Below are 12,155 nucleotides of genomic sequence, written 5' to 3'. Positions count from 1 at the left end.
CATGTTCAAAATTGCAGATACAAATTTCTCATCAAGACTTTTTACTGGTACCGGCAAATTTTCGAGTAGTGACATAATGCTGGATTCGTTAAAAGCTAGTGGTTCTGAACTGGTTACTGTAGCGCTTAAGCGAGTGGATGCAAATCAACATGACTCGGGACAAACGCTTTATTCCGCGTTAACTAATTCAGGGATAAAACTACTACCCAATACCTCAGGTGCTAGAAATGCCAAAGAAGCCATTTTCGCTGCTCAACTGGCTCGTGAGCTATTTGGAACTGATTGGGTGAAGTTAGAGATTCATCCTGATAGTCGCTATTTGATGCCCGATGGGGTGGAGACATTAGCTGCCGCAGATGAGTTAGTAAAGCAAGGCTTTATCGTTTTGCCATATTGCCACTGTGACCCTGTTTTGTGTAAGCGACTTGAAGAAGTTGGATGTTCCGCAGTTATGCCACTGGCTTCGCCTATTGGAAGTAATCAAGGTGTTGTCGCTAAGGAATTTCTACGCATCATTATCGAGCAGGCCAATGTTCCGGTGGTTGTTGATGCTGGAATTGGCAGACCTTCCGATGCGAGTTATCTATTGGAGATGGGAGCTGATGCTGTTTTGGTGAATACTGCGATAGCTTCGGCAAGTAATCCTATCGCTATGGCAGAGGCTTTTCGTTTAGCGGTTATGGCTGGTCGGTTGGCATTTGAGAGCGGTCTAGGTAGTGTTGCTTTACATGCATCAGCGACAAGTCCTCTAATAGGATTTCTTGATGATGTCTTATTTGTTCCGGAGGTTTAATCGTGGCTTATCACTATCTGGACAATAACTATTTGGAACAATTTGAGGAGCTCGACTGGGAGAGTATCCGCCTCAAACTCTACTCAAAAACGCCTATAGAAGTACAACGAGCGTTAGAAAAAAGTGTAATGGGCAAGCGACTCCAGCTTGAGGATTTTATGACTTTGATCTCTCCTGCAGCAGAGGCGTCTATCTCAGTCATGAAGAAAATGTCGACCCAGCTGACCCAACAGCGCTTTGGTCGAACGATAGGAATGTATATACCACTTTATCTATCGAATCTATGTTCAAATGATTGTACCTATTGCGGCTTCTCGATGAGTAATCGCATTAAGAGAAAGACATTGAATGCAGCGGAAGTGGAATCGGAACTGCAGGCGATCAAAGCAAAAGGGTATGACAGCATTTTATTGGTGACAGGAGAGCAAGAAACCAAGGTGGGGATGACCTATTTTAGGCAAATGATTCCTTTAGCTAAACGCTATTTCTCATATGTTGCAATGGAAGTTCAACCACTCGATGCAGAGCAATATGTAGAGCTTAAGTCTCTTGGTGTGGATTCTGTTTTGGTATACCAAGAAACGTATCATCCTGGTGTCTATGGCGAACATCATTTAAGAGGTAAAAAGACTGATTTTCACTATCGGCTCGATACCCCAGATAGGTTGGGGCGAGCTGGTATGGACAAGATTGGTATTGGGGCGTTGCTTGGTTTAAATGAGTGGAGAATTGACTCGCTTTTTACTGCGCATCACCTCACGTATTTGCAAAAGCGTTACTGGCGTTCTAGATACTCTGTATCTTTCCCACGTTTGCGTCCTTGTGCTGGAGGAGTCCAACCTAAAAGCCTAATTAGCGATAATCAATTGATTCAACTTGTTTGTGCTTATCGACTATGTTTCCCAGAGGTTGAGTTATCATTGTCGACTAGAGAGCCAGCTGAATTACGCAATCAATTAGTAAAGTTTGGGATTACTTCATTGTCTGCAGAGTCGAGTACTCAACCGGGAGGATATTTGCACCCTGATACAGAGTTGGTTCAATTTGAAATCAGTGATGAACGTTCGACGACTGAGGTTCATGAGATGCTCAAGGCGCAGGGTATTGAAGCAGTATGGCATGACTGGTCGATTGCGTTTTCTCAAAATAGTGTTTCACGTGGAACATAATTTGGCAGTGTTGTGCGAAAGCTAGCTATCGCAAAGCCCATTTTGAAAGGGATAAAGATTTCCTGATAAATGGATTAGCTAGAATAAATGAGTAAGAAGAATAAACAGGGCGAACCACTTCTTCGCCCTGTTTTATTACCGCCTAACGAATACCTCAATGTTACTCGTAGTAGAGTAATTGGCGCCGGGGAGTTTACGCAGCTTCAACACTTCGCTGTGTATCTTGACCTGTGATGTCTGCTTCTTGTGGCTCATTGTATTTGCCTAATAGTGCATGGTAAAAATCATGATCGTTGAGAACACCAATCGGCTCACCAGCTTCCATCAATACGATAGGATTGCTAGTGTGGTAACGAATTTCTATCGCATCACGCATGTCAATTTCTGAAGGGGCGAGCACGATAGAATGTGAGTCGAGTTCGTTATGATCTTGTTTTGCGTCCCACTCAACGATTTGGTAATCACTACGCCCAGCAATCAACCATTCTTCGTCATGTTTTTCTAACCAGAGATTGTCATCTTCAGCAATTTGCCAACGCTGATTTTTTTGAATTAACTCATTATCTGAATTAAGCAAGGAGCGCCCACGCAGCACATTAAGAGGATTCGTATGAGCAACAAAGTCTCGGACATATTGGGTTTTGGGATTGAGAACTATACGCTCAGGCTTACTGTATTGAATTAACTTACCCGATTCCATAATTGCTATGCGCGATCCAATCTTTAATGCCTCGTCGAGGTCGTGGCTAACAAACACGATGGTTTTGTTCAGCTTCTTCTGCAAATCTAATAATTCATCTTGAAGTTGGGTTCTAATGAGAGGATCAAGAGCTGAGAATGGCTCATCCATAAGTAAGATGTCGCTGTCCATAGCGAAAGCTCTCGCTAATCCAACGCGTTGCTGCATGCCTCCGGAAAGCTCATGAGGGAACTGTTCTCCCCATTCACCAAGTCCAACCATATCCAATTTTTCTTGAGCTCTACGTCGACGTTCTTTTTTGGCAACCCCCTGCATTTCCAAACCAAACGCCACGTTATCTAATACGGATAACCAAGGCATAAGAGCGAACTTCTGAAATACCATGGAAATGCGCTCGGTGCGCAGGTGACGTAGCGTTGTTTCATTACATTGAGCTAAGTCGACAACTTGATCGCCATCTTGTACTTTCAGAGAGCCACGGCTAATAGAATTGAGCCCGTTAATCGCTCTAAGCAAACTTGATTTGCCAGAGCCCGACAGTCCCATCAGAACACAAATCTCTCCCTGTTTTACATCAAGAGATACGTTATTGACGCCAACAACAAGGCCTGTTTCATCAATGATCTCTTGGCGACTTTTTCCTTGATCCAAAAGCGCTAACGCTGATTCGTTATGAGTACCAAATACCACATCCAAATTTTCAATACTGATGGCATTCATTACTGTACCTCCTTGTTGTTTGGCGCTTTACACAAGCGGTCGAGAATGATGGCGACAAGTACAATGGCTAAGCCTGCTTCAAAACCTTGAGAAATATTCACGGTATTGAGTGCCCGAACTACGGGTTTTCCTAAGCCATCAGCACCGACTAACGCAGCAACCACAACCATGGATAGAGATAACATAATACACTGGCTTACACCGGTCATAATGCTTGGCATCGCAGCTGGAAGCTCTACTTTAAAGAGTAATTTCATTTTGCTTGCACCGAACGCTTTACCCGCCTCAACAAGCTCTTCTGGTACTTTATTCACGCCGAGATACGTTAAACGGATTGGCGCAGCAATAGCAAAAATGATGGTGGATATAAGCCCAGGAACCACACCTAAACCAAACAAAACCAAAGTAGGGATGAGGTAAACGAAGGTGGGTACGGTTTGCATTAAATCGAGAATCGGGCGCATCAAGGTATACAGCCAAGGGCGATGAGCAGCCATAATTCCCAGAGGGACACCAACAACGATACAAATGAAGGTCGCTGAGAACACCATGACGAAGGTCTCGAGCATTTCCTGCCAATAGCCCAAATTTAAAATGAGGAGCAGAGCAGCAATAACAAAGATCACCAGAGAAATTCGACGATGTAGCCACCAAGCAATGGCTGCTGTCAGCAAGATAGGTGCTGCTGGTGGCAGTGCTTTAAAGATATCCACCATAAACATGATCGCTGTTTCTAGTGTGATAGAGATGGTGTCGAAGAAGCCTGATGCATGGATAGTCAGCCAATCGACAAAGCTCTCCATCCAATGACCAAGAGGAAGTTTGTAATCGGTAAACATATTCACAATAATTCCTTTTTTGTTGCTTAAGGTGGAGTGAAAACACGCCACCTTATGAAGAAAAAGTTACTTGTTTAGATAAGCAATAACTGCAGATTTACCCGGTTTGCCATCAATGGTTTTGACTCCCGCCAACCACTTATCCAGGTATTGTTCGTTAGCTTTTAGCCATTGCTTAGCTGCAACTTCAGGTTTCTGATTTTGATTGAGAATACGGTCCATCAAGTGATTTTCCATATTCAGATTAAATTTGAGATTGGAGACGAGCTTGCCAACATTTGGGCACTGTTTAACGAATCCATCACGAACGTTGGTAAAGACCTTGGCACCTCCGAAATTAGGGCCAAAGTAATCATCACCACCGCTGAGATATTTCATATCAAATTTGCTGTTCATAGGGTGAGGTGCCCAACCCAAGAAGGCGATCCATTGATGGCGACGAACCGCACGATCAACTTGAGACACCATGCCTGCTTCACTTGATTCCACCAATGAGAAATCTTTGAGATCGAACGCATTCTTATCAATCATTGATTGAATCAGACGGTTGCCGTCGTTTCCTGGTTCAATGCCGTAGATGCGGTTATGGAACTTGTCCGCGTATTTGGCGAGGTCCGCAAAGGAATGTACGCCAGCATCGTAAACATATTTAGGAACCGCTAAGGTGTATTTTGCGCCAACCAAGTTGGCTTGTAATACATCGACTTTGCCCGAGTCACGATACTTAGCAATATCACCTTCCATCGTTGGCATCCAGTTACCTAAGAAGACGTCGATGTCACCACTTGCCATCGATGAGTAGGTTACAGGGACCGAAAGCAACTCGGTTCGTGTTTGATAACCTAAGCCTTTTAAGATCTGTGAAGTAACAGAGGTTGTGGACGTAATATCCGTCCAACCTACATCGGCAAAGCTTACCGAGCTACAGCTATTGGCGTATGCATTCAGTGAAAGTAATGCTGCTGTGGTGAAAGTAATGACTTTACGCATGTTGAAGTTCCTTTTCTTTTGAATGAATTACTGACGATTTCGTTGTATTTATTTGATCTCGTTCGGGAGCCGTTGAGCGCTGTTGTTCTTGCCAGTTTGGCGCAATCCAAACGGGGGCTTCGCTTTTAGGTAACAGTTGTCGACCGAGTATTAAGTCTGCCGCTCGCTCAGCCACCATGATGGTAGGAGCATTGAGGTTACCGTTGGGAATGGTTGGGAAGATGGAGGAGTCGACCACTCTTAAGCCCTCAATTCCGCGCACACGGCACTCAGCATCAAGTACTGCCATCGGGTCGTTATCGCTCCCCATCTTGCATGAACAGGATGGGTGATAAGCGCTCTCAACATTCGCTTTAACCCAGTGATCAATGTCTTCGTCTGTGGTGATATTAAATCCTGGTTGGATTTCGTCGCCACGGTAATTATCTAATGCTGGCTGCGCGAGAATTTCGCGAGTAAGGCGAATGCAGTCGCGCCAATCTTGGATATCTTGCTCATGTTGCAGATAATTAAATTTGATCGCTGGTTTTGCTTTAGGGTCAGCAGAGGTAATCGCTATTTTACCTCGGCTAAACGGTTTGTTAGGACCCACGTGCACTTGAAAACCGTGTCCATCGAATGCGGCTTGTCCGTCGTATCTCATTGCTGCTGGTAAGAAGTGATACTGAATGTTTGGCCATTTCAATCCAGCGCGAGAGCGAATAAATGCACAAGACTCAAAGTGATTGGTTGCACCCAATCCTTTGCGAGTAAGTAGCCATTTCGTGCCAATAACCCCTTTGCTGATAAGCCCTAACTTACTGTTAAGAGTAATCGGTTGCTTACAGCGATATTGAAAATAGACCTCAAGGTGATCTTGTAAGTTCTCACCTACGCCAGGAAGTTCATGCAGCAGTTCAACACCGGCTTTACTGAGTACGTCTTTCGGTCCAATTCCTGAAAGTTGTAGCAGCTGTACCGAGCCGACAGAACCGGCGCTAGAGATCACTTCTTGGTTGGCAAAGGCATTGAGAATTGCGCCATTTTGTTCAAACTCAACGCCAATAGCTTGTTTATCTTTGAGTAATATTTTGCGAGTAAGCACATGACTCATTAAAGTGAGGTTAGGGCGTTTCATGGCTCGACGCAGATAAGCGTTTGAGGTTGACGCGCGAACTCCGTTATCAACCGTCATATGCATAGGGCCAAAGCCTTCCTGCTGATAGCCGTTATAGTCTTGCGTCTTTGGATAGCCTGCGTCTTTCCCTGCTTCAATAAACGCCTGATAAAGCGGGTTAAGATGCATGTCATTACCATTGCAAGTGGCTACTGGTCCATTGCCTCCACGGTATTCATCTTCGCCATCCATCCAGCTTTCAGCACGTTTAAAGTAGGGTAGGCAATGGGCATAATCCCAATTTGTTGCGCCTTGTTCATGCCATTCGTCAAAGTCACACGCATGACCTCGAACATAGACCATGCCATTAATGGATGAACTGCCGCCTAGCACTTTGCCGCGAGGACAGTGTAGCTGGCGACCATCAAGACCTTCTTCCGCAAGAGACTCAAATTGCCAAGCATATTTAGGGGTATTCATTGGATAGGAAAGTGCGGTAGGCATCTGAATGAAAATGCTTTTGTCACTGCCACCTGCTTCAAGCAGTAGTACGGAGTGTTCACCAGATTCGGTTAACCGTTCGGCCAATACGCAGCCTGCGGAGCCGGCACCAATAATTATGTAATCGTAATGCTGCTTCATAGTGACTCCTTATGCGTACGGTCCGACAAACTCATTGAGCTCAACAAGAACGCTTTTGGTTTGGGTATAGTGATCAAGAGTTTCCACGCCGTTCTCTCGGCCAATACCAGAAAGCTTGTAGCCGCCGACAGGCATTTGGGCTGGAGAGTCTCCCCAAGTGTTAATCCAGCAAATGCCAGCTTGTAGCTGGTGGATCACACGGTGAGCGCGCGATAGATTTTGGGTAAAAACACCGGCCGCAAGGCCATACTGTGTATTGTTAGCGCGTGAGATAGCTTCGTCTTCATCAGAAAATTTCAGCACAGCCATAACAGGGCCAAAGATTTCATGCTTCACGAAATCCATCTGATCATCGCAGTCAGTAAAAATGGTAGGAGCGACAAAGTTACCTTTATCCAAACCATCTTGGGTCACTTGATAACCCCCAGTTAAAAGTGTCGCGCCACTTTTTTTACCGTTCTCGATGAATTCGAGCACCTTTTTCATGTGAGATGTTGAAATCAAGGCACCAACTTGAGTGTCCATATTCATCGGATCACCAATGATCAGTTTCTCTGTGCGGGATTTAAGTTGATCGACAAATTGGTCATAGATCTTCTCATGCACAAAGACTCGCGTGCCGTTGGTACACACTTCACCTTGGGTATAGAAGTTGGCCATCATTGCGGCTGATACAGCTTGAGTCACATTGGCATCGTCAAAGATGATCAACGGAGATTTGCCACCGAGTTCCATAGTCACAGATTTCAGCGTTTGAGCGCTGGCGCTCATCACTTTCTTACCTGTGCCGACTTCTCCAGTGAAGGATACTTTGGCAATCTCTGGGTGAGCAGTCAGCATTTGACCAACTCGTCCATCACCCTGAACAACGTTAAACACACCGTTTGGAACACCAGCTTCTGTGAATATTTCGGCGAGTTTTAAGGCCGTGAGAGGTGTTTCTTCAGAGGGTTTAAAGATCATTGCGTTGCCAGCGGCCAGAGCGGGCGCTGACTTCCACATCGCAATCTGAATTGGGTAGTTCCAGGCGCCAATACCTGCACAAATCCCTAGCGGTTCTTTGCGAGTATAAAAAAACTGGTTCTCTGATAATGGTTGTTGGCTGCCTTCTTGTGCAGGTGCAAGCCCGGCAAAGTATTCAATGACATCAGCTCCGGTTGCGATATCAACACAGATCGCTTCTTGTATGGGTTTCCCAGTGTCTTGCACTTCTAGAGCGGCCAATTCGTCATTACGTTCTCGCAGTAAGGCGACCGCTTTTAACAAAATGCGGCTACGCTCTGTTGCTGTCATTTTTGACCAAACTTGGAAGCCTTGCTTGGCCGAATCAATAGCGTCTTGAACATCTTGCTCATTGGCTTGACCTAACACCGCTAAAGGTTTGCCGTTGGCTGGGTTATACGTCGTAAAGGTTTCATTGGATGAGGCTCTGCGCGCCTTACCATGAATGTAAAGAGATGCGATTTCCATAAAAAGCCTTTTGGTTTAATGCTGTGTATGTAGCGCTTGAAGTTGGGTTTCGAGATAGTGTTTGATAATCAACTGGCTTTGCTGCGCAGATAGTCCGTCAGGGTTTAAGGCAGCTCTTAGCCATAACCCATCAATGAGAGCAGCTATTGCTTGGGCAATATGATGCGCCTGTGAGTTGCTGAATAATGCTTTGAGTTCAATTAATAGGTGAGATAACAGACGTTGTTCATTAACCCGTTGCAGACGTTGCAATTGGTTGTCATGCATAGAGTAAGACCAAAAGGCGAGCCAAGTTTTTGCGACCTTGTTGTTCGCTTGCTGTCCCTCAAAATTAGCTGCAACGATAGCCAAAATGCGCTGCTTATGAGCTGAAGCGGGTAATGAGCTCAGGGCGTTAGTTACGGTTTTTCCATGGGCTCGTAAGATAGAACGCATTGTTTCTTCGAGTAATCCATGTTTACCACCGAAATAATGGTTAATGATTCCGGTTGATACACCAGCTTCTTCACTGATCAAAGCGATGCTGGCGGATTGCAATCCAACGCGTTCTATCACGGTCATTGTTGCATTAACAAGTTGAGGTTTGCGTATGTCTGGCATTCCGACCTTAGGCATTTGTTACCCCTCAGTTAATTTTATTGAACGATTAATTAACTTTAATGTTACGCATATAATGTTTAGATCTCAAACTAAAGTTTTGCGATCTGGTATGTGTTTGTACCTGATTTTTATATTAAGCAATTGTTTTTTAAGGTTAAAAATTAATAAAAATAAATTTATTTTGTCTGGATTTGATTAGAGGTGGGATTTTAGGCTTACTTAGGTAAAAAAAATCCCTTATTGTTCGTAACAATAAGGGATTCAGAGGGGTTATTAATTAGTCGTGGTGAATAGGGGTTGTCGCATTACGTAGCCATTGTTTTACATCGTCAGAAACGAGAGGACTCACATCATTCCATACGCTTTCATGGTACTCGTTTAACCAATGCAACTCTGGTTTGGTTAAAAGGTTCGTATCAATAGCACGCTTGTCGATAGGGCAACGAGTAAGCGCTTCAAAGCCAAGTACATCGAAATCGCCTTCGGTTTCAATATCAACCACAAGTTCTAGGTTCTCGATACGAATGCCAAACCCATCGGCACGGTAGTAACCAGGCTCATTTGATAACACCATACCAGGTTGAAGAGGGAAATTATTCACTGCTTTACCGATACGCTGAGGACCTTCATGAACACTTAAGAAGTGACCGACGCCATGACCTGTTCCGTGATCATAATCATAACCATTAGCCCATAAATATTGACGAGCTAAGATGTCCAGTTGATGGCCACAGGTGCCTTTCGGAAAACGAGCTTTAGCCAGTGCAATATGACCTTTCAGTACTAAGGTATATTGTTGCTTCATCTCTTGGCTGACTTCACCGATAGCGATCGTACGAGTGATATCCGTTGTGCCATCGATGTATTGACCGCCTGAGTCGACTAGGTAGAGCGTGTTGATCTCTAGTTTGCCTGGTTCCGGCTGGTTAATGTGATTGTAGTGACACATCGCTGCGTTGCTTGCCGCTGCAGAAATAGTATCAAAGCTTAAGTCTGCTAAGGTCGGGTCTTGTTCGCGAAACGCTTGTAGGCGGTCAGACACTTGTGCTTCGTTTAGGTCGTGCCCCGCTGCAACTTCGCTATCTAACCAAGCTAGGAAGTTCACCATCGCTGCACCATCACGCACGTGACATGCTTTCATACCAGAAATTTCAGTGGCATTTTTTGCTGCTTTAGGAGTTAGGCATGGGTCTGAGTCTGCAACCAATTCTGCACCTACGTTTTGTAGAGTGAGAGTAAACCAAGCATTGCTGGTGGCTGGATCAACGATAACGCGTTTACCTGTAAGTGCGGCAAGTTGTTGTGCTAATTCGTCTGGGTGATGCACGCGAACACCTTCGCCAACATGGGCGAAAAAGCCTTCTGCTAAACGAGCTGGATCGAGGAAAAAGTCCACATCACCAGTATTGTGCAAAATAGCGTGTGAAAGTAGTACAGGCAGGCGAGAAACATCGAGGCCACGAATATTCAGTAACCAACAAATAGAGTCCAGTTCAGTCAAGATAACGCTATCGGCTTTCTTGCTTTGGAGAATTTTCGCAATTTTTTGACGTTTAGTTAGGCTACTTTCACCAACTAATTCATTGCCCATCAAGCGCATAGGAGAAACAACCGCTGCTGGTCGATCATGCCATAACTCATCAACAGGGTTACTTTCTACCGCTACAAGTTCGATGTCACCTGCAAGTTTTGCTTGTGCAGCGGTTAACCAGTTGGCTCGGTGCATTCTTGGATCGAAACCTACTTTGCTACCGGTAGGCAATTGCTCTGTTAGCCAGGTTAAATAAGGCTGTTCAACGAGATGACGGTATTCGAATATCTCTGCGGGTACTTGTTTGCGTACTTGCACTGTGTAACGGCCATCAACAAAAATTGCCGCTTTATCTTGGCTTACGACCGCCGCACCTGCTGAACCTGTAAATCCAGTTAACCAGTGTAGACGTTCGTTATGTTCTGGAACATATTCGCCGAGATATTCGTCTTCATGAGGGATGATCATGGCATCGAGTTGATGTTGTGCCATCCAGCTACGGAGAGCTTCGACACGTTGAGATGTAAATGGTTGCATCTGTAATATCCTTTAACAACAGTCCTTTTATTTGACTTTGAGCTTGTGTAATTTTGGACGTGAAAGCCTAAGCTACTCTTTTTGCCCTTAGGGTGCAATTAGCAACCGGACGACTACTGTAAATGCGCTGTTTTGGTCTTAATCAGTTCGCGTAACCAAGTTAACGCTTGGTCGCTATTTCGTTCTTTACTCCACAACAGTGTGTATGCCATGGGGGGAAATTCTAACGGGAGAGGTAACGCAATCAAATTGCGTTGTTTTACCATCTCATGGGCAAAGTGACTGGGTGCAGTAAAAATAAAATCGGTATAAGTACAAAGAGTTGCAGCACTATTGTGATCGGGTACTGTGATAGCGATATCTCGCTCTCTTCCTATATCAGCTAAACGGTAATCAAGCAGCCATCGGTCATTACCATCGTATCTCACTTGCACATGTCGCAAGGAGAGATAGGTATCTAAACTCCAATCACCTTGTAATACTGGATGATCTTGCCTTACTAAACACATTTGATTATCTCGACAAATCTCTTCGCTCGTGATGTCTGAGGGTAATGGCATAGTGATGCGCGAATCATTGATATCCACATCACGGCCGACGATACCTAGGTCCAATTCACCTAATTGCAGTTTTTTTAGCGTGTCGTTATTCCAAGCATGAGTGCTGATATTTAGCTTTGGTCCCAATTGAAACAGCGTTGGCAAAAAGTGAGGAAGCAATAGGGGATAGATGCTCTCAACTGCTGCAATTTGGAAATGGTATTCACTGTGGGTTGGATTGAATTCGATAGGTTGAGAAATAAGATCCAATTGATGAGTGAGTGCATCGAGTTTGGGTTTCAAAAATAGCGTCTTAGGTGTGGCTTTCAATCCATGTGACGTGCGGATAAATAAAGGGTCGTCAAATTGCTCGCGCAATTTAGCAAGTGATTTACTGACTGCCGATTGGCTGAGAAACAGTCGGTTAGCTGCACGAGTGACATTGAGTTCTTCAGTGAGAACTTTAAGGCAGACCAATAAATTGAGGTCGATACGGGCGAGCTTTTCTACCTTCATATGATTTTCCAAA

Annotated in this window: 10 protein-coding genes; 2 read left to right on the top strand and 8 right to left on the bottom strand. The window is 44.7% G+C overall.

The window, feature by feature from the left end; translation table 11 throughout:
- Position 1 precedes the first annotated feature (1 nt).
- Complete coding sequence (locus tag OCV11_RS16380) at positions 2-793, top strand: thiazole synthase (protein ID WP_261894128.1); 792 nt, start codon at positions 2-4, stop codon at positions 791-793.
- A gap of 2 nt (positions 794-795) precedes the next feature.
- Positions 796-1,962 (top strand): 2-iminoacetate synthase ThiH, encoded by a 1,167-nt coding sequence (thiH, locus tag OCV11_RS16375; RefSeq protein ID WP_261894126.1) that lies wholly within the window; start codon positions 796-798, stop codon positions 1,960-1,962.
- 193 nt (positions 1,963-2,155) lie between these two features.
- Here the strand turns inward: thiH and choV are convergent, their stop codons facing one another.
- The 8 genes from choV to OCV11_RS16335 all read right to left on the bottom strand — a co-directional run bounded on the left by choV (position 2,156) and on the right by OCV11_RS16335 (position 12,142).
- Positions 2,156-3,382, bottom strand: a complete 1,227-nt coding sequence (gene choV, locus OCV11_RS16370) for a choline ABC transporter ATP-binding protein (protein WP_261894125.1) — start codon at positions 3,380-3,382, stop codon at positions 2,156-2,158.
- The gene (gene choW / locus OCV11_RS16365; protein ID WP_261894123.1) at positions 3,382-4,227 is read right to left on the bottom strand and encodes a choline ABC transporter permease subunit; all 846 of its coding nucleotides are present in this window, start codon (positions 4,225-4,227) and stop codon (positions 3,382-3,384) included. The genes choV and choW overlap by 1 nt, the downstream gene beginning before the upstream one ends.
- 60 nt (positions 4,228-4,287) lie before the next feature.
- Positions 4,288-5,211: a choline ABC transporter substrate-binding protein gene (locus OCV11_RS16360; RefSeq protein ID WP_261894121.1), complete on the bottom strand. Its 924-nt coding sequence runs from the start codon at positions 5,209-5,211 to the stop codon at positions 4,288-4,290.
- Positions 5,204-6,949, bottom strand: a complete 1,746-nt coding sequence (gene betA / locus OCV11_RS16355; RefSeq protein ID WP_261894120.1) for a choline dehydrogenase — start codon at positions 6,947-6,949, stop codon at positions 5,204-5,206. Before betA ends, OCV11_RS16360 begins: the two co-directional genes overlap by 8 nt.
- 9 nt (positions 6,950-6,958) lie before the next feature.
- Positions 6,959-8,419: a betaine-aldehyde dehydrogenase gene (gene betB / locus OCV11_RS16350; protein WP_261894119.1), complete on the bottom strand. Its 1,461-nt coding sequence runs from the start codon at positions 8,417-8,419 to the stop codon at positions 6,959-6,961.
- A 15-nt stretch (positions 8,420-8,434) separates the two neighbouring features.
- Positions 8,435-9,034, bottom strand: coding sequence for a transcriptional regulator BetI (betI, locus tag OCV11_RS16345; RefSeq protein ID WP_261894116.1), 600 nt, complete (start codon positions 9,032-9,034; stop codon positions 8,435-8,437).
- A gap of 262 nt (positions 9,035-9,296) precedes the next feature.
- Positions 9,297-11,087, bottom strand: coding sequence for an aminopeptidase P family protein (locus tag OCV11_RS16340; protein WP_261894114.1), 1,791 nt, complete (start codon positions 11,085-11,087; stop codon positions 9,297-9,299).
- Positions 11,088-11,200: 113 nt separating this feature from the next.
- Positions 11,201-12,142: a LysR substrate-binding domain-containing protein gene (locus tag OCV11_RS16335; RefSeq protein WP_261894112.1), complete on the bottom strand. Its 942-nt coding sequence runs from the start codon at positions 12,140-12,142 to the stop codon at positions 11,201-11,203.
- Between the last annotated feature and the right edge of the window lie 13 nt (positions 12,143-12,155).

It is taken from the genome of Vibrio porteresiae DSM 19223 (assembly GCF_024347055.1).
GTDB classification, from domain to species: Bacteria; Pseudomonadota; Gammaproteobacteria; order Enterobacterales; family Vibrionaceae; genus Vibrio; species Vibrio porteresiae.
This window is presented reverse-complemented; position numbering and strand designations above follow the sequence as displayed.